At 67.8% G+C, this 25,727-nt stretch carries 27 protein-coding genes; 12 read left to right on the top strand and 15 right to left on the bottom strand.

The annotated features are described in order from the left end of the window. Positions 1-46: 46 nt before the first annotated feature. On the bottom strand, positions 47-2,623 hold the full coding sequence (locus G6N59_RS21995; RefSeq protein WP_138228963.1) for a bifunctional FO biosynthesis protein CofGH: 2,577 nt from the start codon (positions 2,621-2,623) through the stop codon (positions 47-49). A 213-nt stretch (positions 2,624-2,836) separates the two neighbouring features. Here G6N59_RS21995 and G6N59_RS21990 point away from each other — a divergent pair, with 213 nt between their 5' ends. Then, positions 2,837-4,237, top strand: coding sequence for a hypothetical protein (locus tag G6N59_RS21990; protein ID WP_138228962.1), 1,401 nt, complete (start codon positions 2,837-2,839; stop codon positions 4,235-4,237). Positions 4,238-4,350: 113 nt separating this feature from the next. Here G6N59_RS21990 and G6N59_RS21985 read toward each other — a convergent pair whose 3' ends face one another. Then, complete coding sequence (locus G6N59_RS21985) at positions 4,351-4,803, bottom strand: hypothetical protein (protein WP_407665776.1); 453 nt, start codon at positions 4,801-4,803, stop codon at positions 4,351-4,353. Positions 4,804-4,893: 90 nt separating this feature from the next. Then, positions 4,894-5,772, bottom strand: coding sequence for an N-acetyl-1-D-myo-inositol-2-amino-2-deoxy-alpha-D-glucopyranoside deacetylase (gene mshB / locus G6N59_RS21980; protein ID WP_138228960.1), 879 nt, complete (start codon positions 5,770-5,772; stop codon positions 4,894-4,896). 28 nt (positions 5,773-5,800) lie between these two features. Between mshB and G6N59_RS21975 the strand changes: the two genes are divergently transcribed. Further along, a complete protein-coding gene (locus G6N59_RS21975; protein WP_138228959.1) occupies positions 5,801-7,096 on the top strand; it encodes a chloride channel protein in 1,296 nt (431 codons plus the stop codon). Between the two features lie 19 nt (positions 7,097-7,115). Here G6N59_RS21975 and G6N59_RS21970 read toward each other — a convergent pair whose 3' ends face one another. Next, entirely contained in the window at positions 7,116-8,639 is a 1,524-nt protein-coding gene (locus G6N59_RS21970) for a hypothetical protein (protein WP_163911581.1), read from the bottom strand. Between the two features lie 482 nt (positions 8,640-9,121). Then, positions 9,122-11,044, bottom strand: coding sequence for an ABC transporter family substrate-binding protein (locus G6N59_RS21965; RefSeq protein ID WP_179970225.1), 1,923 nt, complete (start codon positions 11,042-11,044; stop codon positions 9,122-9,124). A 53-nt stretch (positions 11,045-11,097) separates the two neighbouring features. Here G6N59_RS21965 and G6N59_RS21960 point away from each other — a divergent pair, with 53 nt between their 5' ends. Next, positions 11,098-11,961, top strand: coding sequence for a hypothetical protein (locus G6N59_RS21960; protein WP_138228957.1), 864 nt, complete (start codon positions 11,098-11,100; stop codon positions 11,959-11,961). Positions 11,962-12,005: 44 nt separating this feature from the next. On the opposite strand, the gene typA is transcribed toward G6N59_RS21960, so the two are convergent. Then, positions 12,006-13,910 carry a translational GTPase TypA gene (gene typA / locus G6N59_RS21955; RefSeq protein ID WP_138228956.1) on the bottom strand — a complete coding sequence of 635 codons (1,905 nt, stop codon included), beginning with the start codon at positions 13,908-13,910 and terminating at the stop codon, positions 12,006-12,008. A gap of 68 nt (positions 13,911-13,978) precedes the next feature. Here typA and G6N59_RS30615 point away from each other — a divergent pair, with 68 nt between their 5' ends. Together G6N59_RS30615 and G6N59_RS21950 are read left to right on the top strand one after the other, a co-directional pair. Beyond that, positions 13,979-14,146, top strand: a complete 168-nt coding sequence (locus G6N59_RS30615; protein WP_138228955.1) for a hypothetical protein — start codon at positions 13,979-13,981, stop codon at positions 14,144-14,146. Between the two features lie 93 nt (positions 14,147-14,239). Beyond that, positions 14,240-14,512 (top strand): hypothetical protein, encoded by a 273-nt coding sequence (locus G6N59_RS21950; protein WP_138228954.1) that lies wholly within the window; start codon positions 14,240-14,242, stop codon positions 14,510-14,512. Here G6N59_RS21950 and G6N59_RS21945 read toward each other — a convergent pair. Continuing rightward, positions 14,506-14,892, bottom strand: coding sequence for a (deoxy)nucleoside triphosphate pyrophosphohydrolase (locus G6N59_RS21945; protein WP_138228953.1), 387 nt, complete (start codon positions 14,890-14,892; stop codon positions 14,506-14,508). The genes G6N59_RS21950 and G6N59_RS21945 overlap by 7 nt on opposite strands. 89 nt (positions 14,893-14,981) lie before the next feature. Between G6N59_RS21945 and G6N59_RS21940 the strand changes: the two genes are divergently transcribed. Beyond that, positions 14,982-15,254 carry a 4a-hydroxytetrahydrobiopterin dehydratase gene (locus G6N59_RS21940; RefSeq protein ID WP_138228952.1) on the top strand — a complete coding sequence of 91 codons (273 nt, stop codon included), beginning with the start codon at positions 14,982-14,984 and terminating at the stop codon, positions 15,252-15,254. Here G6N59_RS21940 and G6N59_RS21935 read toward each other — a convergent pair. Next, entirely contained in the window at positions 15,251-16,447 is a 1,197-nt protein-coding gene (locus G6N59_RS21935; protein WP_407665775.1) for a mannosyltransferase, read from the bottom strand. The two genes, G6N59_RS21940 and G6N59_RS21935, sit on opposite strands and share 4 nt — an antisense overlap. Positions 16,448-16,564: 117 nt before the next feature. Here G6N59_RS21935 and G6N59_RS21930 point away from each other — a divergent pair, with 117 nt between their 5' ends. After that, positions 16,565-17,359 carry a hypothetical protein gene (locus G6N59_RS21930; RefSeq protein ID WP_306789595.1) on the top strand — a complete coding sequence of 265 codons (795 nt, stop codon included), beginning with the start codon at positions 16,565-16,567 and terminating at the stop codon, positions 17,357-17,359. A gap of 40 nt (positions 17,360-17,399) precedes the next feature. After that, a complete protein-coding gene (locus G6N59_RS21925; protein ID WP_163911578.1) occupies positions 17,400-18,452 on the top strand; it encodes an Rv1157c family protein in 1,053 nt (350 codons plus the stop codon). Between the two features lie 53 nt (positions 18,453-18,505). Here the strand turns inward: G6N59_RS21925 and G6N59_RS21920 are convergent, their stop codons facing one another. The 4 genes from G6N59_RS21920 to G6N59_RS21905 all read right to left on the bottom strand — a co-directional run bounded on the left by G6N59_RS21920 (position 18,506) and on the right by G6N59_RS21905 (position 20,459). Next, entirely contained in the window at positions 18,506-19,246 is a 741-nt protein-coding gene (locus G6N59_RS21920) for an SDR family NAD(P)-dependent oxidoreductase (protein ID WP_138228929.1), read from the bottom strand. 62 nt (positions 19,247-19,308) lie between these two features. Next, on the bottom strand, positions 19,309-19,671 hold the full coding sequence (locus G6N59_RS21915) for a nuclear transport factor 2-like protein (RefSeq protein WP_234884090.1): 363 nt from the start codon (positions 19,669-19,671) through the stop codon (positions 19,309-19,311). Positions 19,672-19,711: 40 nt separating this feature from the next. Continuing rightward, positions 19,712-20,140, bottom strand: coding sequence for a MarR family winged helix-turn-helix transcriptional regulator (locus G6N59_RS21910; RefSeq protein ID WP_234884093.1), 429 nt, complete (start codon positions 20,138-20,140; stop codon positions 19,712-19,714). Positions 20,141-20,309: 169 nt separating this feature from the next. After that, positions 20,310-20,459, bottom strand: coding sequence for a DUF1059 domain-containing protein (locus G6N59_RS21905; RefSeq protein WP_138228928.1), 150 nt, complete (start codon positions 20,457-20,459; stop codon positions 20,310-20,312). 33 nt (positions 20,460-20,492) lie between these two features. Here G6N59_RS21905 and G6N59_RS21900 point away from each other — a divergent pair, with 33 nt between their 5' ends. Next, complete coding sequence (locus G6N59_RS21900) at positions 20,493-21,155, top strand: nitroreductase family protein (RefSeq protein WP_163911575.1); 663 nt, start codon at positions 20,493-20,495, stop codon at positions 21,153-21,155. Between the two features lie 17 nt (positions 21,156-21,172). On the opposite strand, the gene G6N59_RS21895 is transcribed toward G6N59_RS21900, so the two are convergent. Then, entirely contained in the window at positions 21,173-21,751 is a 579-nt protein-coding gene (locus G6N59_RS21895; RefSeq protein WP_138228926.1) for an HhH-GPD-type base excision DNA repair protein, read from the bottom strand. A 132-nt stretch (positions 21,752-21,883) separates the two neighbouring features. On the opposite strand from G6N59_RS21895, the gene G6N59_RS21890 reads away from it, so the two are divergent. Further along, on the top strand, positions 21,884-22,180 hold the full coding sequence (locus tag G6N59_RS21890) for a DUF732 domain-containing protein (protein ID WP_138228925.1): 297 nt from the start codon (positions 21,884-21,886) through the stop codon (positions 22,178-22,180). Positions 22,181-22,186: 6 nt separating this feature from the next. Here G6N59_RS21890 and G6N59_RS21885 read toward each other — a convergent pair whose 3' ends face one another. Together G6N59_RS21885 and G6N59_RS21880 are read right to left on the bottom strand one after the other, a co-directional pair. Next, on the bottom strand, positions 22,187-23,065 hold the full coding sequence (locus G6N59_RS21885; protein WP_138228924.1) for a dihydrodipicolinate synthase family protein: 879 nt from the start codon (positions 23,063-23,065) through the stop codon (positions 22,187-22,189). A 22-nt stretch (positions 23,066-23,087) separates the two neighbouring features. Continuing rightward, entirely contained in the window at positions 23,088-23,873 is a 786-nt protein-coding gene (locus G6N59_RS21880) for an aldolase (protein ID WP_138228923.1), read from the bottom strand. Between the two features lie 100 nt (positions 23,874-23,973). Between G6N59_RS21880 and G6N59_RS21875 the strand changes: the two genes are divergently transcribed. Continuing rightward, on the top strand, positions 23,974-24,495 hold the full coding sequence (locus G6N59_RS21875) for a helix-turn-helix domain-containing protein (protein WP_138228949.1): 522 nt from the start codon (positions 23,974-23,976) through the stop codon (positions 24,493-24,495). Positions 24,496-24,498: 3 nt separating this feature from the next. Continuing rightward, the gene (locus G6N59_RS21870; protein ID WP_407665774.1) at positions 24,499-25,719 is read left to right on the top strand and encodes an MFS transporter; all 1,221 of its coding nucleotides are present in this window, start codon (positions 24,499-24,501) and stop codon (positions 25,717-25,719) included. Positions 25,720-25,727 lie beyond the last annotated feature (8 nt).

Below are 25,727 nucleotides of genomic sequence, written 5' to 3'. Positions count from 1 at the left end.
CTCCAACCGCGGCGTGTCGCGGGACATTTGTGCCAGCTGAGCGAAGTCAGGCAGCCAGTGGTGAGTAGTCGGTGCTGCGCTGGCGGGCCGGGCGGCCGATGCCTTCCGCGATGGCCACCAGCTCCGCGACGGTCTTGGCCGAGCCGTTCTCGGAACCGGCCATGCGGGAGATGGTCTCCTCCATCAGCGTGCCACCGAGATCGTTGGCGCCGCCCTGCAGCATCACCTGGGTACGCTCGACGCCCAGCTTGACCCACGAGGTCTGGATGCTGGGAATCCGGCCGTGCAGCATGATCCGCGCGAGCGCGTGCACAGCGCGGTTGTCGCGGTGCGTCGGTCCCGGGCGCGCCCCGCCGGCCAGATACAGCGGCGAGCTCTGGTGCACGAACGGCAGCGGCACGAACTCGGTGAAACCGCCTGTGCGGTCCTGGATTCCGCGCAGCACGTTCAAGTGGCCCACCCAGTGCTTCGGGGTATCGACGTGCCCGTACATCATGGTCGACGACGACCGCAGCCCCACCTCGTGCGCGGTGGTCACCACGTTGATCCACTCGGCGGTGGGCAGCTTGCCCTTGGTCAGCACCCAGCGCACCTCGTCGTCGAGAATCTCCGCCGCGGTACCCGGGATGGTGTCCAGTCCGGCCTCACGCAACGCGGTCAGCCATTCCCGCACCGACATGCCACTGCGGGTCACGCCGTTGGCGATCTCCATGGGCGAGAAGGCATGCACGTGCATCGACGGCACCCGCTTCTTCACCGCGCGCACCAGATCGGCGTACCCGGTGACAGGCAGCTCGGGGTCGATACCGCCTTGCATGCAGACCTCGGTGGCCCCGGCGACGTGCGCCTCCCAGGCCCGGTCGGCGACCTCGTCGACCGAAAGCGAGTAGGCGTCGGCGTCACCCTTGCGCTGCGCGAACGCGCAGAACCGGCAGCCGGTGTAGCAGATGTTGGTGAAGTTGATGTTCCGGTTGACCACGAAGGTGACGTCGTCGCCCATGACGTCACGCCGGAGCGAATCCGCCAGCGCGGCAACCGCATCCAGCGCCGGACCGTCGGCGGTGGCCAGGGCCAGGTACTCGTCGTCGGTGCAGCCGCCCGGGTTGCGTTCCGCGGAGCGCAGGGCAGCAAGCACGTCGGTGTCGATGCGTTCGGGGGCGCGGGCCGCCAGCTCGGAGACCTTCTCGCGGATGGACTCCCAGTCACCGAACGCGCTGCCGAGGTCGCTGCGCGTCTGCGTCAGCCGGCCTTCGGTGTCGATCGCGGTGTGCAGATCGGTCCGGCCCAACGACTCTGACGCCTCGTCGGGCTCCTGCCACGGCAACCCAACGGGGTTGACGTCGCGCGCCCACCCGGTCTCCGGGTCTGCCAGGGCATCCACGTGCCCGCGCACGCGCGGGTCGATCCACGCCGCGCCGGCCTGCACGTAAGACGGCTGCGCCGTCAGCCGCTGCACCAGGTCATAGCCGGCTTCAGCAGTCACAGAAGCCAAGTCGTCGAGAGCCGGCCAGGGCCGTTCCGGGTTGACGTGGTCGGGGGTCAGCGGTGAGACGCCGCCCCAGTCGTCGACGCCGGCGCCGATCAGCGCCAGGCACTCTTCGCGGGACACCAGGTTCGGTGGCGCCTGGATCCGCATCTTGGGTCCGAGCACCAGGCGCGCCACCGCGATGGTGGCCAGGAAATCATCGATCCCGGTATCGGGCGCCGCGGCCATGGCGGTGTGATCCTTGGCCCGGAAGTTCTGCACGATGACTTCCTGCACGTGCCCGAACTCCTTGTGGGACTTGCGGATCGCGTGCATGGTCTCGGCCCGCTCGGTGAGATTCTCCCCGATGCCCACCAACAAGCCGGTGGTGAACGGGATGGACAGCCGGCCCGCATCGTCGAGCGTGCGTAGCCGCACCGCCGGGTCCTTGTCAGGGCTGCCGTAGTGCGCCAGGCCCTTGGTCTCGAACAACCGCCGTGAGGTGGTCTCCAGCATCATGCCCATCGACGGTGCCACGGGCTTGAGCCGCGACAGTTCCGACCAGCTCATGACGCCCGGGTTCAGGTGCGGCAACAGACCGGTTTCCTCGAGGACACGGATGGCCATGGCCCGCACGTAATCGAGGGTGGAGTCATAGCCACGCTCGTCGAGCCACTGCTTGGCTTCGTCCCACCGGTCCTCCGGGCGGTCACCGAGGGTGAAAAGCGCCTCCTGGCAACCCAACTCGGCGCCGCGGCGGGCCACGTCGAGAATCTCGTCGGGCTCCATGTACATGCCCATGCCGCGGGCGCGCAGCTTGCCGGGCACGGTCACGAACGTGCAGTAGTGGCAGGTGTCGCGGCACAGATGGGTGACGGGGATGAACACCTTGCGTGAAAACGACACCGGAAGCCGACCGGTGGCGCCGCGCCGTCCCGCCGCTTCCAACCCGGCGTCACGGACTCGGGCGGCGCTGGCGCAGAGGTCGACAAGGTCGTCGCCGCGGGCCGTCATCGCGATCGCGGCCTCGTCCACATTCAGCGCAACACCGTCACGCGCGCGGCGCAGCACGCGGCGTAACGCGGACGAAGACGGCGCGGCGAGCGGTGGGACCACGGGAATGGGCAGGTCTGCGCCGTTCGGGGGGTTCAGAGCCACTTCCGTGTAACCCCGGTGGTGTCGGCGATCATCCACGCGTCTCACATTCTGAAACCACTGCGCCTGGCATACCGGCCACAGTAGCGCCAGCACGTTCGCACGGCGCGGGCCGCATGCCCCGACACACACAGCTGACGCGCAGATTGTTAGGAGAACTTAGTGACGACAGCGTAAGTTCGTGGCGTCGGGACGCGATCATTTCGAGGAGCCATGGTGTCCGTTTCTGTCCGTTCGTATCTGATGGCGGGCGCGGCCGCGGCGACCGCCACTGCTCTCGCACTGACCCCGATTCAGATAGTCCCCGCTGACGTCGCGGTCTCGGCGCACCCGACCACAGTCCAGCCCCACCTGACCGACGCCATGGTGAAATTGCTTGCCGCGGCAAGCAATATGACCGCGGCCAAGCTGCCGGCCGCGGGCGTCGTCCCCAAGGTCGGCCCCAACCCGCTGGCAGCGGCCCCCTCGGCCGCCGCGCCCGTCGTCGGCACGCAGAACGCAGCCAGCGACTGGTTGACCGGCGCCTACCAAGGCATTCAGGCATGGGTCGACTGGGGCGTCAACTACGCGACCGACCTGCTCTACTGGGCCGGCTGGTTCGTGCCGTTCTCAGGCACGATCGCCGCGCAGACCGACATCTTCTACTGGACGCTGATCCGGCCGGTCTCGGACAACATCTTCTATCAAGCGGTTGTCCCGATCGTGAACGATCCACTCAACCTCGGCGTGTGGGTCAACGGCATCAGCAACGCGGTCCGTTACTCCGTCAACGACGTCATCAACTTCGGTATCGCGGAGTTCAACTACTTCTTCGGTTGGCTCATCCCGCCGATCCCGCCACTGCCGCCCATCGGATCGCTGGCTGCCACGACGCCCACCCTCGAATCGATCGCCAAGTCGGTGCAGACCGCGCTGACCAGCCTGGCCGCCGCGATCAACCCGGCCAAGACGTCCACCAAGACCGACGCCGCCGTCAAGCTCACGCCGACCGCCACGCAGACCCAGGATCCGGCCGAAAAGCCGGCGGAGACGCCCGCCGGTGCCGAAGACAAGGGCAAGGCCGCCGAGAAGGGGACGCAGGCTGCGGGCGGTGCAGCCGGTCAGCAGCCGACGGACCCACAGGCGGGCGAACCCAAGACCGACACCAAGTCCGATCGGACGACGGAAACCAAGGGCGCTGACCCGGCCGGCACCGACCCCAAGGGCACCGACCCGAAGGTCTCCGATCCCAAGGCTTCAGGCCCGCAAGCCTCCGATCCCAAGGCTTCAGGCCCGACGGCCGGCGACACCAAGGCTTCAGGCCCGACGGCCGGCGACACCAAGGCTTCAGGCCCGAAGGCCGGCGCTCCGACCGCGGGCGACACCGAAGGACCGACCGCCCAGCAGGACGGCGTCAAGCCGTCCAAGCCGGTCAAGACGCCGGGCAAGAAGGCCGATGACAAGACCACCGAGGTGAAGAACACCAAGGACGCTGCAGGTCAACAAACCGAAAGCACCGGCACGACGAAGCCGGGCAAGGGCGACAATGTGCGGGGCGGCAAGGGCACCAAGACCACGCCGAGCGGGACGGGCGCGGGCCAGAACACCGGTTCGGATAGCCACGCAATCAAAGGCTGAACCGGCTCCTCTTCTTGTTACATATCCGGTCGGGGCAGCGTCAGCTTTCCTTGACAGTCAAGGAAAGCTGACGGCTCCGGACGAAAGCTGTGCCGGAACACCGGACTGCGCCATCAGCCCGGCAGTTCGGCCCGCCGGCGGGCGTGGCACCACAGCAGCACGCCCGGCGGTGTCGCACCGAACAGCAAGAAGATCAAGGGCGAGGCCTGCATGATTCCGGTGCCGCCGAACACGACGTCATCGCCCGGGCCACCGAGAAGCAGTATCACGACGGTGGACAGCCAGACCCACATCGGGAGCGCGGCCAGTCGAGGGTGGGACGTCCATTGCAGGCAGGCCCAAACCAGGGCGGCATTGACCAGCCCACTGATCAGGGCACTGATCGGGAACGGCACGGGGCCGAGATAGAGCGGCAGGAACAGTGCACCGGCGATGGCCGACAGGGCGCCGTCGAACGCCAGCACACCGAGCATCCATGCGCGCGCGCGACCGGAGTCGGCGCGCACCGGGGCAGACGTCAGGTCGGGATGCTGTCGAGCAGCCCGACCAGAGAACCGACGACCCACTGATAGTTGTCGCCAAGGCCCTGCAGGTGCTGCAAGTTGGGGTCCAGATCCGAGTCCATGGCGGCTACCCTACTCCCCCCGATCCCGGTGTCACGCCAGGTTTATCCCGCTGAGTAGGTCAGTTTCCACCCCACGGTCGTCGCGCTCGCCCGCCGTGCCGTCGACCAACAGGTAGTGCTCGCGGGCAGTGATCGGCAGCGCGATGTTGTTGGACAACGCAAAGACCCGGCCGGTCGGCTCGACCGTCACCTGCGTTTGGTGGGCGCGCATGGCGGCGACCTTGGCCGGCAGGCTGTCCGGCATGTCGATGACGGCGTCGATGCGATGGCCGAGGTCGAACGGCAGGGCACTGGCCGGAATCCGCAGCCAACTCTCGGGCAGCTCGATCCCGTTCAGCGAGTCCAGGGCCTCGGCCATCGACTCGCCGTCCATCACGGTCCAGTAGAACTTCGGCACCTGCCAGGGCTCGCCCGGGTGTCCGTCACCCGACGACGCGGCGACCGCGGCCGTCGTCACCCGGTGGGCCTGGACGTGGTCCGGGTGCCCGTAGCCGCCGTTGGGGTCGTAGGTGACGACGACATGTGGGCGGAAGTCGCGCAGCACGGCCACCAGCTCCGCGACCGCCTCGTCCATGTCGGCGTCCGCGAATCGCTGGCGGTGCCGCCCCGGGCTCCCTTCCATGCCGGAGTCGCGCCAACGCCCGGCCCCGCCCAGATACCGCGGCTGGTCGACGCCCAATTCCCTTAGCGCCAAGGTCAATTCACCGATGCGGTAGCCGCCCAGCTGGTCAGCTCCGTCGACCGCCAACTGTGCCCACCGGGAACCGATGACCTCACCCTCTTCGCCCAAGGTGCAGGTGAGCACCCGTACGTCGGCGCCGCGGGAGGCGTAGTGCGCGATGGTCGCTCCGGTAGTGAGTGTCTCGTCATCCGGATGGGCATGGACGAACAGCAGCCGTGGGGTCTCCATGTCCCCCAGGCTGACATACATTCACCCTGTGACGCGACGTGCGCTGGAGTTCGGCACTGCGGTGCTGCTTACCGGCCTGCTCGCCGGCGTCGCCGGAGCGACGACGGTCTCGCTGCTGCACGCTGTCGAACACCTCGCCTACCACTATTCGTACGGCCTGTTGCTCGACGGCATCGGTGCCAGCTCGCCGGTCCGCCGCGCGCTGGCCCCGGCCGTCGGCGGGGCGCTGGCCGGATTCGGTTGGTGGATCTTGCGCCGACGCAGCGGCGTCCCGTCGCTGTCGGCGACCATCGCCGGGAAGAAGCCCATGCAGCATCTGCCCATGGCGGCCGACGCGGCATTGCAGGTCGTGGCTGTCGGATCGGGCGCCTCGCTCGGCCGGGAAACGGCGCCACGTCAATTGGCCGCGGTCCTCAGTAGTTACGGCACGACCTGGCTCGGCCGGCTCACCGCGTCGACCATGGGTACGCTGACCGCCCGCGACCGCGAGATTCTGCTCTCTTGCGCCGCGGGTGCCGGCCTGGGCGCGGTGTACAGCGTGCCGCTGGGCGGGGCCTTCTTCGCCGCCCGCGTCATGATGGGCAGCTGGCACCCGAGGGTTGTCGGCACAGCGCTCCTCACCTCAAGCCTCGCAGTCGCGGTGTCGCGCCCCGTCACCCACTTCGAGCGCAATCTCGTGTGGCCCAATCCGGCACTGTCGTACCAGTTCACCATGCTGGCGGTGGCCATCGCTCCGTTGGCGGTGGTCGTCGGCTTGACCTTCAACCGGCTCGTGTCGCTCGCCGGACCCAAGCCGCAACTGACCTCGTGGGTGCTGATCCCCGGGGTCGCACTGGCCGGGCTGGTCACCGGTATCTGCTCGATCTACCGCCCCGAACTTCCGGGCAATGGGCGTAGCGTCCTGGTCGTCGCCGTCGGCTCCAATCTCACCCTCGCCGCCGCGGTCGTCATCCTGCTGCTCAAACCGCTCCTGACCGCGTTGTATCTGCGGTTGGGCGCGGTCGGCGGCCTGATCACCCCGGCCCTGGCGACCGGCGCGGCCGCGGGAACCGTTGCCACGCTTGCTCTCAACAGCCTTGCCCACACCAACCTGCATGTGGCGGCGGTGGCCCTGACCTGTGCTGCGGGCGTGCTGGCGATAACGCAACGCGCACCGGCATTCGCGGCACTCTTCGTCTGGGAGCTGGCCCATCCGCCAGTCTGGTTGCTCCTGGTTTTCGCGGTGGCCGCCTTCTCTTCGCACGGCATCCGGCTGCTGCGAGAGCAGTCGACGGCCCGGGCGTCCGAACGGCCGAAACGGCTGTGGCCCTCCACCTTCCGGTAGAGGGCCACAGTTCGATCAATTACTCGGCGTGACCACCGCCGGCGCCGCTCGCAGCGTGGCTGGACGAGCCCTCACCGTTTCCACCGGCCTTGACAGCCTTCGGCTTCGCCGCAGTACCGGACTCCGAGTCGCCGGACTTCGACGCACCGGACTTGGTCCCACTGTGCGTAGCACCTCCGGCAGTACCGGCATCGCCGGACTTCGAGCCACCCGACTTGGTGTCACCGGACTTGGTATCACCGGACTTGGTGTCGCCGGTCTTCGTCCCACCGGTCGAGCCCTTGGTGCCAGCTGCTGAACCGTCCGTGGACTTGGTTGAACCGGTAGTCGCGCCGGCGCCAGTCGTACCGCTGCCGGTCGTGCCGGTGCCGGTCGTGCCGGTGCCGGTCGCGCCAGTCGTACCGGTCGTACCGGTACCAGTCGTACCGGTCGTACCAGTCGTACCGGTCGTACCGGTCGTACCGGTCGTACCGGTCGTACCGGTCGTACCGGTCGTACCGGTGCCAGTCGACGTGCCCGAGGTCGGCTCCACATCGGGCTTGGTGGCAGGCGTCGACGCGCCATCCTTCGTTGCGCTGGCCGGCGTGGCAGCCGGCTTGCCCGCCGCCGAAGAATCCGCGGGCGTGACCGCGGGCACCGCCGCCGGATCGGTCGCCTTCGGCGCGGCCGCGGCGAGGGTACTGACCTTCACCGCGGCGGCCGTCGTGGCGCCAGCGGCCGGTGGGACCGTCACCCCGCCCGGGGCGTTCGGGTTCACGTTCAGCGCAGCCTGAATCGTGCTGGCGATGAACGGCACCGCGTCGGTCACGAACTGATCCACCTGCTTGATGACGTCGATCGTCACATCCGCGATCCCGTGCTGGACGGCGTTGATGACGTTGATGGGATTCAGCGTCGTAACCGCCTGCAGCACACTCTGGATGCTGCTCACCATCTGCTGAACAATCGGCTTGACGGTGACGCAGTCACTGCAGCCGATCCCGATCGTCGACCCCACCGCGAAGACGACCAAGGACCCAACGGTGGTGACCAGTGCCGGAACCAACGCCGATGCGACGGCAAGCGGCCGCTGCATGATGTTCTGAATCGGCTGCGAAATGCCGGTGATGAGCTGCAGCCCCCCCAAGATGATGCCGCTCTGGAAGGCGTCGATGGCGCCGTTGACATTTCCGGTGGCCAGCTGCGCGCCGACCGCCTGCAGCGTGCCGGGAAGTGCGGCACCGATGGTGCCGAGCCCGCCGGCGACGTTGCCGATCAGCTGCTGCGCCTGCTGAAGGGTGTACAGCTGATTCATCACGACTTGCCGGAGGAGCGGATTGATACTGGTTGCGGCGACGTTGGCGGTGTCGCCGAGCAATTGCTGGACCGCGGTGACGATCGGGGCGAATACCTCGAGCGGGTTGTCCAGGGCGGTCAACTGAACCGCAGGCATATGCACCTGGGGCAGCGTCGGCGCATGTAAAGGCTGGCTCGGCACCACCGGGGCGACGGCGATGACACTGGCACCCATCAGGGCGACACCCGCAGTGACATACGGCCTCATCGTTAGCTGCATTACTTTACCTCTCGATTGTGTCAGTGATCTCAGTCCGCGGGCGTCGCAAAATCTACCCGTCAGTAAGTTTCAAAGCAATAACAATCTTCATCCTCCTAGCTACTTCCAGAAGGAGATATGACACGCACGTTAGTTGAATAACGCTGCTCACAGCCCATAATTTGGCCACACGCTATCGCCAGCAGCAAAACTAGCAAACACCAATTTCGACACATCCCCTAAGTGGGTGCGTTGTCTGAGACGTGCCGCAGCAACGCTCGGAGCACCTTGTTAGCTGGGCTTCGCGTCTACCGAGCCAATTCGGACGCAATTTGCTGGGCGGTATTTGAACGGGGCCGGCATACCAATTGAGGCGAAAACCCGCGCGCCCCCGCGATAGCGCCTACGCGGCCGCCACGACCGACGAACTCGACAGAAGATCTTTCCGCGACGCGCAGCGGCTCCGACCCTCTACGGGCGCCGGGAGCAGATCAAGGAACCTTGACCCACTTGCCCGCGTCGCCGACGATCCCGACCGGGACGGCGCCGGTGAGGCTGACGTTCTGCACCGTCGGCCCGGCGGCGACGATCGTGGTGTCCTGCAGGATCGGCAACACCGTCTCCATGGCCCAGAGCTTGGGCTCCAACTCACCCAGCACATCGGCGATGTTCTCGGTACCGGCCAGGGCCGCATCGATCTTCGGCTGAATTGTGTGGTCGCAGATGCCGGTCAAGTTACTGGGCGCCTGCACCAGCTGATCGCCACCGAGTGGCTTGGGCAGCGGAACGGTCGGCGCGGTGGAGGTAACCGTCGGCGGCGGCGGCTGAGTCGGCGGCTGCGGCTTGGGCGCAACGGTTTTGGAGGTCGACGTCGGCTGCGGGGCGGGAGCCGGGGACGTCGTGGTCGACACCGCAGTGGCCTCCAGTCCCGGGCAGCCGTACCGCGACGCCAGCACCGTCGCCAAATCACCACCGGCGTGGCGCCAGCCGACGATCGCATCGACCCGCTCCAGACCGTCCGCGTACAGCACCACCGGATCCATGGCCAGCACCGTGGCCTCGATCCCGACGCTGCGCAGTTGGTCGGCCGCGGTGTTCGCCACCGCTACCGAGGTCGGGTCGTTGGCGGCGACCCCGATGGCCAGCTCCAGTGGCTTGCCGTCTTTGACCAGTCGATCATGACCCGGTGGCGGCGGCGTGCCGGGAAGCGATGGCGGCGCGACAGCGGGCTCGATGTTGTACCCGGCCTGGTGGAGCAGGTCCATCGCGGCGTTGCGGTCCAGAGCGGGCGGCGCCGTCGGCACGTAGCCAGGGTCGGACGGTGTCCGCACCTGGGCCTGCGCCAGCGTGACGGTGTTGTCGCTGCCCGCGCCGACAGCTGCCAGCAGGCCGACGTCGAGCAGACCGAGCAGTGCCTTGCGGACCTGGGAGTCGGTCAGCCCCGGCCGCTGTGCCCGCAACGTCAGCTGCATGACCCGCGGAGTGACGATTCGTGCGGTCCGCACGCCGGGGATGGCCGCGAGTTGCGCGAACGTCGCTTGCCCGCCATGCACCTGGGCCACCTGGGTGTCCCGGTTCCGGATCGAATCAGCAAGGGCGGCAGGCGATCCCCCACGCCGGAACAGCACCTGATCGGGCACCGACGGCACGCTCCAGTAGCGGTCGTTGCGTGCCAACAGGATTTCGTCGCGCTGCGGATCGATGCTCTCGACGCGGAACTGACCGCCCGTCACCGGCATCGCCCGCGCCAGTCCGGCACCGAAACCGCCGGGCACGTCCTTGACGATGTGCGCGGGCAGGATGTTGTTGAACAGTTCCCGCCAAGCCGGGTACGGGCGGGCGAACGTCACGACGGCCGTCTTACCGCCGTCGACAGACTGGACGCCGGTCACAAGGTCGTAGCCGGCCGGGTCGACGACGCCGGGCTGGCTGACCATCTGCCGCCACTGGTACCAGTAGTCGTCCGCGGCGATGGGCGCGTTGTCGGTCCACTGCGCCTCGGGACGGATCTTGTACGTGACCGTGAATGGGTTCTGATTGGTCACCTCGGCCGACAGCAGCAACGACGGGTCGAGTTCCCAGCGCGATCCCGACGGCGACACCGGATCGGCGATGGGCCGGAACGAGCTCGGCAGGACCAGCGCCGAGATGGCCGCGTTGACCGGCGACTGGTCGGACTGCAGATGCGGGTTGAACCCGGGGCCGATCCAGTCGATGGCCATGATGATCTGGTTCATCTTGGGCGGCGGTGGGCTGACAGTCTTGGTCGTTTCGGTGCTGCGGGGCGCCGGTGGCGGGCTCACCGTGCAGGCGGCCAGTGCCAGGACCGATACCAGTGCCCCAGTCGTCATCAGCTGGCGGCGGGCGGTCGGCACGCCGTTCAGGGTATCGGCTGGCAACTGCGCGACCACCATCCGTGGCCGTTCCCCGTCGCTTCGCTCGCCCCTGGTGGTCCACAATCTGCGGTATGGGCCTACTGCCGAAGCCGTACACCCCGCTTTCCGATGCCGATGTCGCCGACGCGTTGCGCCGCGCCGTCGCGATCATCAACCCATTGCTCAATGTGCTGTCGCAAGCCGATCCCATCGGGCTCCGCAAGCGCACCCACCGGCTGCTGCGCCCGCCCCGCGGGCTGAGCGACCGGGTCCGTCGGCTGCGGGTACGGCACCGGCGCGCCGAGGCCGGCCGCAGCCCCAGCACCACAGACCGTGCGCTGAACGCCGGCGCCCACCTGATGAATGCCGCCGACCTGCCGGGCACCGCCGCGTGGGAGCGCATGAGCCGCGACGAACGCATCCACTGGTGGGTACACCGCGTCGGCGCGCTGAACACTCTGCTGGTGGCCACGCCGGGCGCCTTCGGTTGGCTCGCCCGGGTGCTGCCGGTGAGCGAGCTGGCCGCGTTCGTCAACCACGCCATCGTGTTGTGCGCGGTGGCCCGCGAATACGGCGTCACCGATCAGCGCGAGCAGGTCCGGCTCCTTGCGGCGGTGCTGTGCCGTCGGCAGTTGCCCGAAGAATTCTTGGACACCCCGGCGGCCGCCAATCTCGAACCGCTCCCCGAAACGCCGCCGCCGGGCTGGAAGCCGCTGGAGGCCATCACGTCGTCGATGCCGGTGGTGGTCGTCAAAACCGTCTGGCAGCTGGCCGGCGTCCTGCGCGCGACGTTCGACGAGATCGCCAAGCGGCCACAACCGACCAAGTGGTGGCAGCGCATGAGCGCGCTGCCCTGGGTCGGCGCCGTCTCCACATACTTCGGCGAGCGCGGCGCGCTGAACAAGGCGGCGCAGGACGGCGTGGCCTGGCTGGACCAAAACCAAAAGGCCGGCTAGCGCACGTCGCGAAAACGCGTGCGGCAGCCGGCCTTTCGGCGTCGTTAGTTGTTGCGAGCCTTCTCGCGGGACTTGGCCCGGGCACGCAGGCTGGCGGTGAGCTCGACCTTACGGACGCGGACGATCTCAGGCGTCACCTCGACGCACTCGTCCTCCGCGCAGAACTCCATGGCCTGCTCCAGACCGAGCTCCAGCGGCCGCGCCAGCGTCTCCATGACGTCCGCGGTCGACGAGCGCATGTTCGTCAGCTTCTTCTCGCGGGTGACGTTGATGTCCAGGTCCTCGGCGCGCGGGTTGATGCCCACGACCTGGCCCTCGTAGGTGTCCTGGCCCGGCTCGACGAAGAACTGACCGCGGTCGGCCAGCTGGATCATCGCGAACGGGGTCACCGTGCCGGTGCGGTCGGAGACCAGCGACCCGGTGTGCCGGGCGCGGATCTCGCCGGCCCACGGGCGGTAGCCGTCGAACACGGCGTTGGCGATACCGGTGCCACGCGTCAGAGTCAGGAAGTCGGTGCGGAAACCGATCAGGCCACGCGACGGCACGATGAAGTCCATGCGGACCCAACCGGCGGCGTGGTTCGTCATCTCTTCCATGCGACCCTTGCGGGCGGCCATCAGCTGGGTGATGGCGCCGACGAACTCTTCGGGACAGTCGATGGTCATGGCCTCGAACGGCTCGTGCAGCTTGCCGTCGACCTGCCGGGTGACCACCTGAGGCTTGCCGACGGTCATCTCGAAGCCTTCGCGGCGCATCTGCTCGACCAGCACGGCCAGCGCCAGCTCACCACGGCCCTGGACCTCCCAGGCGTCCGGCCGGCCGATGTCGACCACCTTGATGGACACGTTGCCGACCAGCTCGGAATCCAAGCGGGACTTGACCATCCGCGCCGTCAACTTGTGACCGGAAACCTTGCCCGCCAGCGGCGAGCTGTTGGTACCGATGGTCACCGAGATGGCCGGCTCGTCGACGGTGATTCGGGGCAGCGCATGCGCGTGCTCAACATCAGCCAGGGTGTCGCCGATCATGATCTCCGGCATGCCCGCGACGGCCACGATATCGCCGGCCACCGCCTCCGCCGTCGCGGTGCGTTCCACGCCCTCGGTGACCAGCAGTTCGGTGATCTTCGCGTTGGTGATCACGGGATGGCCGTCGACCTCACGCATCCAGGCCACCTGCTGGCCCTTCTTGATCTTGCCGTTGTAGATGCGGACCAGCGCCAGACGACCGAGGAAGGCCGACGCGTCGAGGTTGGTGACCAGCGCCTGCAGCGGGGCCTCGGGGTTGCCCGCTGGCGGCGGGATGTGCTCGAGCAGCACGTCGAACAGCGGATCGAGGTTCTCGCCATCGGGGTTCTCGCCGTTGGCGGGCTGCGTGGTCGAGGCAATACCGGCCCGGCCCGACGCGTACAGCGTCGGCAGGTCCAGTGCCTTCTCGGCGGCCGCCTGGGCTTCCTCGTCCAGGTCGGACGCGACATCGAGCAGCAGGTCGTGGCTCTCTTCGACGACCTCGGCGATGCGGGCGTCGGGCCGGTCGGTCTTGTTGACCACCAGCAGCACCGGAAGGTGCGCGGCCAGCGCCTTGCGAAGTACGAAACGGGTCTGCGGCAGCGGGCCTTCGGAGGCGTCGACCAGCAGCACCACGCCGTCGACCATCGACAGACCGCGCTCGACCTCGCCGCCGAAGTCGGCGTGGCCCGGGGTGTCGATCACGTTGATGACCGTCATGGTCCCGTCCGCGTGGTGCCGGTGCACCGCGGTGTTCTTGGCCAGGATGGTGATGCCCTTTTCCTTCTCCAGGTCACCGGAGTCCATCAGTCGCTCGACAGCGTCGTCGCCGCGGTGCGTCAACGCACCGGACTGCCGCAGCATGGCGTCGACGAGCGTGGTCTTCCCGTGGTCGACGTGCGCGACGATGGCAACATTGCGGAATTTGGGCTGCTCACTCACGCCCAAGATTGTCGCAGCGAGGGGGTCGGTTTGCGAAACTGCCGACGCCCTGGCAAAACTGCTCATCGATGAAGGCCAGCAAGCTCGCCGGGGCTAAACCGAAGAAGAAATGCTGTCGCAGCAAGCCCCGGTGCAAGCGGTGTCCGCTGGTGCTGCACAAGGTGCAGAAGGCAGCGCACCACGGGGTGGACGGCAAGGATCTGGAGAAGGTCTACAAGCGCGCCCGCAAGGCTTGATATACAGCGATTGACCTGCCTCTTTACTGGTTTCGCGAGTACCGTGGAAGCGTCTCGTCAGTTCCAGGGAACCAGCGCGGGGAGGTCGTCGCCATGACCATCTACGAAGTGTTGACCGGCATCGTCGGGTTCGTGCTGGCGCTCGGCGCAACAGCCGCGATATTCGCCGGATTGGCCAACTGGGCCGGCGGATTCTTCGTGGTCAGGTGTGCTGCGTGTCACCATTTGGCGTTCTCCACGGTGAACAAACCGAAGACCGACTGTCCGCACTGCAAGTACCCCGTGCTGCTGCACCCGCTGTACACCGCGCAGCACGGCACCGCGATGGCCTCGGCGCGCGTCGTCGGCGACAAGCTGCACTACTGAGCCAGCGCGGCCTTCAGCTCGACCAGCCACGCGCGGTCCGCAGGCACCCACGGCAGGTCATCGAGTTCGGCCGCGGTCACCCAACGCACGGCGTGGTGGTCATGGGCGTGGGGCGCGTCGTCGGTCGATACCCGGTACGCCCGCAACGTGACGGTGTCGGACAACGGCACGTCGTCGCCCACCTGTTTCCCGACGGTCACGATGACCCCGAGTTCTTCGTGGAGTTCGCGGGCCAGCGCCTGTTCGTCCGTCTCCCCCGGCGCGACTTTTCCGCCGGGCAGCTCCCAGAGGCCGGCGAGCTCGGGCGGCCGATTGCGCTGAGCGACCAGCAGTTTGGTGTCTGCCATAAGGGCGCCCGCGACGACGATCACGTCGGTCAGGTTACTTGCTCGCCGAGCGTGCGGGTTACGCGGAAATTCGGCAGCAGGAATTCCTCGTAATCTCCCACGCTCGCCGGAACAATGGGGCCATGGCCGTCCTCACCGATGAACAAGTAGACGCCGCACTGCCCGAGGGATGGGAACGAGCCGACGGCGCCCTACGCAGGTCCGTGAAGTTCCCGGCGTTTCTCGACGGGATCGATGCGGTCCGCCGGGTGGCGGTCCACGCCGAAGCCAAGGGTCACCATCCGGACATCGATATCCGTTGGCGGACAGTCACTTTCGTCCTGGTTACGCATTCCGAAGGCGGCATCACCGACAAGGATGTCGCGATGGCCGAGGACATCAACGGGCTCGTCTAGCGGGCTCGTCTCGCCATCCAGCCGAGCGTCGCCACCGTCATCACGGGGTAGATCAGCCCCGCCCATGCCAGGTACCACGGGCGGCTGATCACCCAGATCGTCGGCTGCGCGAAACTCAGCAGCCACGGCACCCCGACGATCATCAGCACCAGCCAGGTCCACCGCAAAGCCCGCGCGGAACGCAGCGCCGCAAACGGCCCGTGCCACAGCCACATCATGAGCGGGATCAGCCACACCCAGTGGTGGGTCCACGAGATCGGCGAGAAGAGAAGCCCGAACAACTGCACGACGAGCAGTGCGCCCAGCCGATCGGGCCGATCGGGACCGTAGACCGCGCGCCAGGCGAACACGGCCAGCACCGCGGTCAGCACCACCGCGATCACCACGGCGGGCTCGAAACCGGCGTCGTGCCCGACGATGCGCGAGATCGCGCCGCGCCAGGACTGGTTGAACGACGTTGCGACCGGGCCGATCCGATTGGCGTCGCCCAGTAGGTCGGTGAAGTAGTAGAGCGCCTGATCGCGCAGCACCAGCCACGACACCAATACCGTGCCGACGAACGTGAGGGCCGCGAAGATCACCACTCCCCAGCGGCGGACGCCGAGGAAATAGAGCCCGGTCACCGCCGGCGTCAGCTTCACTCCGGCCGCCACGCCGACCAGCAGACCGGACCACCACCAGCGGGTGCTGTAGACCGCGTAGAGCACGCCCAGCACGAGGACGACGTTGATCTGCCCGTAGTCGAACGTGCTGCGCAACGGCTCGGTCCAGATGCCGACGGCCGTCCACGTCATGGCCAGCCGGTGCGCGGGATCCGATAATCCGATGAGCCGCAGGCTGATCCACACCACGCCATAGAGCGCACCGATGATGCCAACCTGCCAGCAGAACGCCAGCAAACCGAACGGCACGAAGTGCAGCGGATAGAACAGCACAGCCGCGAACGGCGGATAGGTGAACGGTAACGGGAAGTCCGGGGTCTGGTCGGCGTAGACGTAGTCATACAGCGGGTGGCCGCTGCCGAGCGTCGCCGCGCCGCCGACGTAGACGTGGAGGTCGACGAAGTTGGCCCCGTTGGGCACCAGATAGGTCCAGGCGAAGCGCGCAGCGACGCTGAGCGCCAGCATCAGTGGCGCCCAGCGGAGGACCGATCGCGTGGCGGTGTTTATCGCACGACTGTAACGGTCGGTCACCCTTCGCCTTCCGATCAGTAACGGATCTATAAATGCCACACGTGTCACTTGAGTAACACCAGTAACGGCATAGCGTCGGTCCTGACGCACCACGACCGCTCCGGGAGGACCTCTAACATGCGCAACCGAACCACTGGAAAATTACTGGCCACCAGCATGATTGCCGCCGCGGGCGCAGTCCCGATGGCGATCGCCCTCAGCGCGGTGGCGGCCGCCGACCCGGCCCCCGCGGCCCCGGCACCCGTCGTGCCCGGCACGCCGTTGGTGAACGAACTCGCCCAGGCTCCGGTCCAGGCCCTGTCGGGCGTTACCCAGGCCCTCACCTCGGGCGCGCCGGCCGCCGCTCCGGCCGCTCCCGCCGCCACCGCGTCGGTCACCCTGCCGCAGAACCTGGTCCCCGGCGCCACCGCGCCGGCCGCTGCTGCCGCACCCGCAGCCGCAGCCGCTGCGCCGGCCCAGGGCCTGATCCCCTCGGCCAACATCAACCTGCCGCAGATTCCGGGCTCGCCCGTGCCGCTGCCGAAGCAGATCGCCTTCCCGGGTGACCTGACCTCGCTGCTGCCGGCAGGTACGCCGCTGGCGAACCTGCTGCCCCAGCCGGCTGCCGCCGCCGCTCCTGCTGCGACCGCCGCCACCGCTGCGACCTCGCCGCTGGCTGCTGCCACCGCGCCGCTCGCCGCCGCTGCCGCACCGCTGGCCGCTGCTGCTCCTGCTGCCGCAGCTCCGCTGGCCGCCGCCACCGCACCGCTCGCCGCACCGCTGGCTGCCGCTCCGGCAGCGTCGACTCCGCTGGCGACCGCGCCCGCCGCCGTTGCCGCGGCAGCGCCGGCCGCACAGGCCATCCCCGGTGTCGTGCCGGGACTCATGAGCCTGACCAGCTTGGCGCCGGTCATCACCTCCGGCTTGCCGTGATCCGCAACTAGATAACTGATACGAAACCGGAGAGAGAGTCATGCAATCGAGGAAGCTGTTCGTCGCACTCGGCGCATCCGTCGCACTCGCGATCAACGCGGCCACTGCCGCCCACGCTGATCCGGCGTCGCCACTGCCGTTGCCGCTGCCCATCGATGGTTTGCAGGCCCCTGGCCTGCCGGCCATGCAGACCCTCGCCCCGGTGATCCAGCAAGCCGCCGCTGACCCGGCGGGCGCCGCGGAGCTGCTCATGGCAGCAGCCCGGGCGTTCGCCGGGAACAAGGCCGCACCGTCGGATTCGAAGAACTTGGCCAACGCGGTGAACCAGTTCGCGGCGGACCCGGCGTCCGCGCACGTCCCGGCCCCCGGCGCGGTGCCGGGCGCCGAGGCCCACCTGCCCGCCGGCATCGACCCGGCGCACGCCGTCGGGCCGGTGGCCGAAGCTGCACCCGCACCGGCCCCCGAGGCGGCTCCCGCACCAGCCCCCGAGGCGGCTCCGGCACCTGCCGCAGCCCCTGCCCCCGCAGCGGCCCCTGCCCCTGCGCCCGCTCCGGCTCCGGCTCCCGACGCAACGCCGGCCGCCGCGCCGGTCACCCAGGCCGCGGCGACTGTCGCGGCTCCCGCCCCCGCCGCAGCTCCTGCTCCGGCGGCCGCTCCGGCTGCGGCCGGGGCATTCGGACCGGGCACGCCCATCACGCAGGACTTCATGTACCCGTCGATCAGCAACGGATGCCTGGCCGATGGCGGAAACGTCCTCGCGACGGCCATCTCGGTCGCCGGCCCGGCGAAGATTCCGACCCCGGGCCCCGGCCCCGGCCAGACCGCCTATGTGTTCACCGCGGTCGGCACCCCCGGCCCGGCCGCCGAGCAGAAGCTGCCGCTGAACGTCACCTGGGTCAACCTGACCACCGGCAAGTCGGGCAGCGCGACCCTCAAGCCGCAAGCCGACATCAACCCGCAGGGTCCGACGACGCTGACCGCCATCGTCGACACCGGCTCGGGCAGCATCATGTCGACGATCTTCGGTCAGGTGACGACGACCGAGAAGCAGTGCCAGTTCATGCCCACCATCGGTTCGTCGGTGGTGCCGTAAACCCTCACCCAACAGGTCGAGAGGACGCCGACCGGCGTCCTCTCGACCTGTTTCTAGAGCTGAATCTGGCCGCCGTCGACAGCCAACTCCGCGCCGGTCATGAAGCTGCTCTGGTCCGAGGCCAGGAACAGCACGGCGGCAGCGATTTCATCAGGACGACCCAGACGTTTCATCGGCACCTGAGCAGCCATACCGTCGAGCAGGTCCTGTTTCTGATCAGCGGGTGCCAGGCCGGTGAGCCCTGGAGTTTCGATCGGGCCCGGAACGATGGTGTTGACCCGGATTTTGCGGTCGGCCAGCTCGGCGGCCCAGGTCCGGCCCAGTGACCGGATCGCGGCCTTCGACGCGGCGTACAGCCCGAAAGCGGGGACTCCCTCGGACGCTGCGGTGGATCCGGCGAGGATGACCGAGGCGCCCTCGTTGAGCAGCGGCAGCGTCTTCTGCACGGTGAACACCGTGCCGGCCACGTTGCGGTCGAAGTTGTCCCGGTAGTGCTGCGGTGTCACGTCGGCGAGGGTGGCGAAGTCGCCACCGCCGGCATTGGCGAAGACGATGTCGAGCCCCTGGCCGCGCTTGGCGATCTCGGCGGCCAGGCTGTCGAGTTCTTCGGGCTTGCTGATGTCGCTCTGCACACCGTGAGCGCCGATGGCGGCGGCCGCCTCATCGAGTCGAGTGCGATCACGACCGGTGATGAAGACGTACGCACCCTCATCAGCGAGGCGCTTCGCGGTCGCCAGGCCGATGCCCGACGTCCCTCCGGTGACCAGTGCCGTTTTGCCGTCGAGCTGTCCCATAATCGGGCTCCTTGTCTGGGTGGATGGCGCTTTCGCCCGTAGCAACTTAGGTGATGTATCACCTATTCCCGACTGTTCAGCACCGTCCACAACCGAACGATGCGGTCATCGACTATCTCGGCGACGTCAAGACCCGACGCCACCGCGACCTCGCCCGCGGCGCGAACTTCCCACGCCAGGATGCCCAGGCCACGCGTCTGGCGAACCGGGCCAGCCTTCGCGAAACGCAGACCGGTCAACTTTTCCTGCAGTTCAGCGGCCTTGGCGTTCAGTTGGTCGTGGCCGATGGCGACACCATCGTCATCGATCCACTTCACATCCTCGGCGTAGGTCTTGGCAATCGCAGCCGCACGCCGCTGCGGGTCGCGCTCGTCGAACACGGCCAGCAGGTTCGCTTCCATTAGGCGGGTGACGACTTCACTCATTGCGCAACTCCAGATTATTTAGGTGATAGATCACCTAAATCTAGCTTGGTGTCGGCGGCAGCGAGCTGTTGTGATCGAGGTTGACGTGGATGTGCTCCAATGCGGCGGTGAACGGTCCGAGGAGGTTCTCCGGCAGCGGATCGAAGAACAGGCTCCGGACCAGGTCGACGTGTCCGGGCGCGGCCTCGGCTATCGCCCGCCGACCGCTCACGGTCAGCACGACATTGGTGGTGCGGCCGTCCTCGGCACTCGGCCGGCGCTCGGTCAAGCCACGTTCTTCCATGCGCCGCAGTTGATGCGAGAGCCGGCTGCGTTCCCAGCCGATCTGTGCGGCGAGGTCGCTGACCCGCAGTCCGGCGTCGTTGTCGCCGCTGAGCGCCACCAAGACGTCGTAGTCGGCCAGGGACAGCCCAGAATCGGCCTGCAGCTGCCGGTTCATCTCGTAATTCATCCGCAGCTGCACCCGCATGTAGGCCACCCAGGCCCGCTGCTGCTTCGGCGTGAGCCATCCCCGCTCGGGTGTCTCCCCCACCTTTCTCGGCGTCACGCCCGTCAGTATGACGGTCGGACTCGACACACCTACACAACAGCGAGCGTGGCCGCCCCCCAACGGCAGCCACGCTCGCTTGCTTTTTGGCTCAGTACGCCATGAACAGGATCATCTCGCGGTCGTATTCGCGACCAGGGTGCTGCTCGGCGAGATGGGTCTGGGCCTTCTCGACCAGATCGTCCTCATCCTTGCCGGAAATCGCCTCGCCACAGGGGCAATTCAAGTGTGTCTTAGCCATACACATCACCTTCCCATACGCATGATGGTCGGTATGGAGATTTACGACGTCATGCGCACGACCGGTGCCGTCCGCAAGTTCAGCGGCGAGCCCCTCCCCGACGACGTGCTCGAGCGCATCCTCGACAACGCGCGGTTCGCCCCGAGCGGCGGCAACCGGCAGGGCGCGCGGGTGATCGCGGTGCGTGACGTCGAAACCCGCAAGAAGTTGGGCGAGCTCTCCAAGCCCGGTGCCAGGCAGTACATAGCGCAGATCGCGGCCGGCGAGGGCCCCTGGAACCCGTTGCAGCCCTGCGGGGTTGACCCTGCTGTCGTAGATGCCACGCCGGTGCCCGACGGCATGGTCACCGGCACCCTGTTGGGTGCTGACGTGGTGCTGGTGGTGTGTCTGGACCTCGGCGTGGCCGCGGCGTTCGATCAGCACCTGGATCGCATCGGGGTGATCAGCGGCGCCTCGATCTACCCGTTCGTCTGGGGCATTCTGCTGGCCGCCCGCAACGAAGGCTTCGGCGGCGTGCTAACCACCATGGTGGTCGCGCAGGAGCCCGCCGTGCGCGAACTACTCGGCATCCCCGACAACTACGCCGTGGCGTGCATGCTGCCGCTGGGCAAGCCGGTCAAGCAGGTGACGAAGCTGACCCGTCGACCCGTTTCGGAGTTCGTCACCCGGGAGCGGTTCGACGGTCCGCCGCTGTGATTGCGCCGAGCGTGGAATCAGCCCTTGGCTGCTTTCGCCGCCGCCTTCATCTGTTTCTTGTAGGCGCGGACCTGGTCCAGTGAGCCTTTGTCGACGACGTCGGCGACGGACATGTGAGTGCCCTGCTTGCCGTAGTCGCCGGCGGCGGCGCGCCAGCCGTCGGGCGTGACGCCGTACTGCTTGCCGAGCAGCGCCAGGAAGATCTTGGCTTTCTGCTCTCCGAATCCGGGCAGCGCCTTGAGGCGGCGCAACACCTCTTTGCCGTCGGGGGCGCCGGTGGTCCACAGGGCCGCCGCGTTGCCGTCGTACTCGTCGACGATCACCTGCGACAGGGCCTGCACCCGCTTGGCCATGGACCCCGGAAAGCGGTGCACCGCAGGGGTTTGCGCGAACAACTCGGCGAACTTGTCGGGGTTGTGGTCGGCAATCTCGCGGGCATCGAGACCACCCATCCGGTCCTCGAGCTTCTTCGGCCCGGCGAACGCCACCTCCATGGGGATCTGCTGATCGAGAAGCATCCCGACCAGCAGTGCGAACGGGTTGGACTCGAGCAGTGCGTCGGCGGACGGCTCCTGGACCAGCTGCAGCTTCGACATCACGCCAGTTTAGGACCCCGCTCCGCGCCGGCTGAGCCGCGAACGGATTCCGCCGGTTCAGAGTTTCCGCGTCGGTGCGATGTGCGAACGTGTAGGCCGATAACCGGTGACATGCCTGTAGGGGGAACGGACATGAGACGTGCATTCGCGGCTTTTTTCGCAGCGATGGCCACCGCTGTTGCCCTGGCCGGCGCGGCCAGCGCCATACCGGACCAGGGCACGCCGGAATTCGACCAGTACATGCAGGGCCTGGAGCGCAACGGCTACAACCTGAACCCGGATACCGCATGGCGCGTCGCCCACCAGGCCTGCATCGGCGGCATCCCGGGCTACATCAACCTGGAGCTGGCCGCTCAGGGGGTCATCGGCCCCGGAGCACAGCAGCGAGTACTGGACGTGGCCAGGAAGTACGCCTGCCCGGTTCAGTAGGCGCACTCACGCACTGGCCAGCAGGCCTTTGAGTTCCGCGCGGCCGGCCTCGTCAAGCGGCAACAATGGCGGCCGCGGGTCACCGGCATTGCGGCCGAGCAGCTCCAGTCCGGCTTTGACGGTCGTCGGCAGTCCGCCCGCGACGATGAAGCGCAGCAGCGGCGCGAGCTCGTCGTAAATCTCCTGCGCGCGTGCGCGATCGCCGGCACGCACTGCGTCGTAGAGATCGACGCACGGCTGCGGCCGCAGATTCGGGGCGGCCGTGCACCATCCGGTCGCTCCGGCGAGCAGGGCGTCGAGCACCAGCGGGTTGCTGCCGTTGTAGAACGGCAGGGCCCCGCCGGAGAGCTCCTTGATGCGCAGCATCCGGGTGAGGTCGCCGGTGGATTCCTTGACCATGCGGACGTTGTCGATCTCACTGAACATCCGCACCAGCAGTTCGGGGGCCATGTCGATGCCGCTGGTGGCGGGGTTGTTGTAGACCATGATCGGCAGGTCCACTGCGGCCGAGATGCTGGCGTAGTGCTGGACGATCTCCCGCTCACCCAGCTTCCAGTAGGAGATCGGCAGCACCATCACTGCGTCGGCACCGGCCTGCTGCGCATACCGCGCGCGCCGAATGGTGTTGGCGGTGGTCAGATCCGACGCGCCGACGATCACCGGGACCCGGCCGTTGACGGTGCCGACCGTGGTGTCGACGACGGCGTCGAACTCGGCCTCGGTGAGGTACGCCGATTCGCCGGTGCTGCCCAAGGGGGCGATGGCGTGCGCGCCGGTGCTGACGAGTTGCTCGACGACAGCGGCCAGTGTGTCGGTGTCGACGGTGTCGCCGTCAGCGGTGAAGGGGGTGATGGGGTAGGCGATGATGCCGTGGATCTCGGTCATGGGGTCATTCCTTTCTGGGTGGTCAGTGATCGAGCGCGTCGGGGTGGCGCACCAGTGCGCGCCGCGCGTAGTACGCGAAGTTGGCGACGCTGCGCTTGGGCGTCAGCGTCCAGTCGTGCGCCTCGCGAGCCAGCCGGTCCGGCAGCGGAGCGATGGTGCCGGCAGCCATGGCAGCCAGCTGGAGCTTGGCGCCCCGCTCGATGAGCATGGCCAGTGAGCAGGCTTCCTCGACGCTGGCGCCGGCCACCACCTGGCCGTGATGGGCCAACAGGATCGCCTTCTTGTCCCCCAGCGCGCCGGAGATGATCTCGCCTTCTTCGTTGCCCACGGGCACGCCCGGCCAGTCCGCCAGGAAGGCGCAGTCGTCATACAGCGGGGCGATGTCCATCTGCGAGACGATCAAGGGAACTTCGAGCATCGACAGCGCCGCGACGTGGAACGGATGCGTGTGCACGATGCAGGTCACGTCCGGCCGGGCCCGGTAGATCCAGGAGTGAAAACGGTTGGCGGGGTTGGCCATTCCGTCACCGCGCAGCACATTGAGATCTTCGTCGACGAGCAGCAGGTTGCCCGCGGTGATCTCGTCGAAGCCCAGCCCGAGCCGCTGCGTGTAGTAGGTGCCCGGTTCCTCGGCGCGGGCGGTGATCTGCCCGGCCAGGCCCGAGTCATGTCCAGCGTCGAACAGCGCCCGGCACGTCAGAGCCAGCTTTTCGCGGACGCTCAGCCCGGACTCCGCGATGTGACGGTTCAATCCGTCTTCGGCGCGCTGCATCAGTTCACCCTTGGAGGCATGCATGGTGTCGGTCATTCGGTCTCCCCTCGACTTCGGCGCGTGGCCGCGCTCCAATGACACATTGCAGACCATAAGACACAATGTGTCATACAGTCAATGCGATACCCTGAGCGGCGTGAGTGGCTTGTTGCGTGCGGTGCGCCGGCAACGCGGGATGACGCTGGAAGAGCTGGCAGCCGGCACCGGGCTGACCAAGAGCTATCTGTCGAAGGTCGAGCGCGGCCAGAGCGTGCCGTCGATCGCCGCCGCGCTCAAAATCTCACGAACGCTCGATGTCGATGTGGCACAACTCTTTTCCGACGATCCCGAAGTCAGCACCTTCACCGTCGAGCGCGCGTCCGACCGCGGAGCCGTTCGCAATCACGCCATCGCGGCGGGCATGCTGGGCAAGGCCATGTCACCGTTCCTGGTGCGCCCGGGCCGCCAGTTCGCCACCCATGCGCACCCCACGCATCCTGGCCAGGAGTTCGTGTTCGTCCACTCCGGGATCGTTGAGCTCAATTACGACGGCCGTCTTGTGGAGCTGGCCGCAGGTGACTGCGCCTATTTCGACGCGGCCACGCAGCACAAGCTGCGCCAGGTCGGCGACGAGTCCGCCGTAGTGATCGTCGTGACGTCCCCCGCGCCGGGCCGCTGAGGAATGCCAGCGGGCCGCGACGGTGTTGCCCTACCCGTGCTTCAAACTCGAACGGTGACCTCGCGCCTAGGTTTCCCGCTGCTGGCCTATGCCTTCGCCGCCATCATGCTCGGCACCACGCTGCCGACGCCGATCTACGCGCTGTACGCCCACAACCTGCACTTCGCGGTCCTGACGACGACGGTCATCTTCTCGGCCTACGCCCTCGGGGTGCTGGCCGCGCTGCTGCTGTTCGGCGGCTGGTCTGACGCCGTCGGCCGACGGCCGGTGCTGATCGCCGGGGCCATCGCCGCCATCGCCAGCGCCGTCGTCTTCCTCACCGCCGACAGCGTGCCGTTGCTGCTCCTGGGCCGGCTGCTGTCCGGGCTGTCGGCAGGCATCTTCACCGGCACCGCGACGGCCGCCGTCGTCGAGTCGGTGCCGGAGGACCGTCGCGAGCAGGCCGCGGCCGGCGCCACCATCGCCAATATCGGCGGGCTGGGCGCCGGCCCGGTCCTGGCCGGCCTGCTGGTGCAGTACGCGCCGCACCCGTTGCAGCTGCCGTTCCTCGTGCACATCGTGTTGGCGGTGCTGGCGATCGGGGCGGTGTGGCTGGTCCCGGAGACCTCGAGCCTTACGGGCCGGATCGGCTTCCAGCGATTGTCGGTCCCCGTCGAAGTCCGGGCGACGTTCGTCCTCGCGGCCACGGCCGCATTCGCCGGGTTCGCGGTGATGGGCCTGTTCACGGCGGTGGCACCGGCGTTCGTCAGCAGCGTGATCGGCATCGACAATCACGCCGTCGGCGGCGCGGTCGCAGCGTCGATCTTCGCCGCCTCGGCTGCCGCTCAGCTGGCCGGCCGTCGCCTCCATCCCCCACGGGCCGTCGCATTGGGGTGCGCCATCCTGGTCGCGGGCATGGCGATTCTGGCTGTGGCACTGCAACTTTCGTCGCTGGTGGGGCTACTGACCGCCGCTGTCGTGGCAGGCGTCGGGCAGGGCATCAGCTTCAGCCGTGGCTTGGCGGCCGTTGTCGAAGGCACCGCGACCGAGCGGCGCGCAGAAGTCAGTTCGACGTACTTCGTGGTGGCCTATGTGGCCATCTCGCTGCCGGTGGTCGGCCTCGGCTTCGCCGCCCAACGCTGGGGCCTGCAGGCTGCCGGGGTCAGCTTCGCGGTCATCATCGCGGTCCTGGCGGCCGTCTGCCTGGCCGCTGTCCTCTGGCAGGAACGTCGCAGGTCAGCGTAATTTGAGTA

Source organism: Mycolicibacterium aubagnense (genome assembly GCF_010730955.1).
Lineage (GTDB): Bacteria > Actinomycetota > Actinomycetes > Mycobacteriales > Mycobacteriaceae > Mycobacterium > Mycobacterium aubagnense.
Note: the sequence above shows the minus strand (reverse complement) of the source record. Positions and strands in the feature narration are given on the sequence as shown.

What these genes read in the sequence shown, in the direction of transcription:
- mshB (WP_138228960.1), bottom strand. Translation starts at nt 5,772, where the DNA reads ATGGAGACCCCACGGCTGCTGTTCGTCCATGCCCATCCGGATGACGAG.
- G6N59_RS21970 (WP_163911581.1), bottom strand. Translation starts at nt 8,639, where the DNA reads ATGAGGCCGTATGTCACTGCGGGTGTCGCCCTGATGGGTGCCAGTGTC.
- G6N59_RS21965 (WP_179970225.1), bottom strand. Translation starts at nt 11,044, where the DNA reads ATGGTGGTCGCGCAGTTGCCAGCCGATACCCTGAACGGCGTGCCGACC.
- G6N59_RS21960 (WP_138228957.1), top strand. Translation starts at nt 11,098, where the DNA reads ATGGGCCTACTGCCGAAGCCGTACACCCCGCTTTCCGATGCCGATGTC.
- G6N59_RS30615 (WP_138228955.1), top strand. Translation starts at nt 13,979, where the DNA reads ATGAAGGCCAGCAAGCTCGCCGGGGCTAAACCGAAGAAGAAATGCTGT.
- G6N59_RS21950 (WP_138228954.1), top strand. Translation starts at nt 14,240, where the DNA reads ATGACCATCTACGAAGTGTTGACCGGCATCGTCGGGTTCGTGCTGGCG.
- G6N59_RS21940 (WP_138228952.1), top strand. Translation starts at nt 14,982, where the DNA reads ATGGCCGTCCTCACCGATGAACAAGTAGACGCCGCACTGCCCGAGGGA.
- G6N59_RS21930 (WP_306789595.1), top strand. Translation starts at nt 16,565, where the DNA reads ATGCGCAACCGAACCACTGGAAAATTACTGGCCACCAGCATGATTGCC.
- G6N59_RS21925 (WP_163911578.1), top strand. Translation starts at nt 17,400, where the DNA reads ATGCAATCGAGGAAGCTGTTCGTCGCACTCGGCGCATCCGTCGCACTC.
- G6N59_RS21920 (WP_138228929.1), bottom strand. Translation starts at nt 19,246, where the DNA reads ATGGGACAGCTCGACGGCAAAACGGCACTGGTCACCGGAGGGACGTCG.
- G6N59_RS21915 (WP_234884090.1), bottom strand. Translation starts at nt 19,671, where the DNA reads ATGAGTGAAGTCGTCACCCGCCTAATGGAAGCGAACCTGCTGGCCGTG.
- G6N59_RS21910 (WP_234884093.1), bottom strand. Translation starts at nt 20,140, where the DNA reads ATGCGGGTGCAGCTGCGGATGAATTACGAGATGAACCGGCAGCTGCAG.
- G6N59_RS21905 (WP_138228928.1), bottom strand. Translation starts at nt 20,459, where the DNA reads ATGGCTAAGACACACTTGAATTGCCCCTGTGGCGAGGCGATTTCCGGC.
- G6N59_RS21900 (WP_163911575.1), top strand. Translation starts at nt 20,493, where the DNA reads ATGGAGATTTACGACGTCATGCGCACGACCGGTGCCGTCCGCAAGTTC.
- G6N59_RS21895 (WP_138228926.1), bottom strand. Translation starts at nt 21,751, where the DNA reads ATGTCGAAGCTGCAGCTGGTCCAGGAGCCGTCCGCCGACGCACTGCTC.
- G6N59_RS21890 (WP_138228925.1), top strand. Translation starts at nt 21,884, where the DNA reads ATGAGACGTGCATTCGCGGCTTTTTTCGCAGCGATGGCCACCGCTGTT.
- G6N59_RS21885 (WP_138228924.1), bottom strand. Translation starts at nt 23,065, where the DNA reads ATGACCGAGATCCACGGCATCATCGCCTACCCCATCACCCCCTTCACC.
- G6N59_RS21880 (WP_138228923.1), bottom strand. Translation starts at nt 23,873, where the DNA reads ATGACCGACACCATGCATGCCTCCAAGGGTGAACTGATGCAGCGCGCC.
- G6N59_RS21870 (WP_407665774.1), top strand. Translation starts at nt 24,499, where the DNA reads ATGCCAGCGGGCCGCGACGGTGTTGCCCTACCCGTGCTTCAAACTCGA.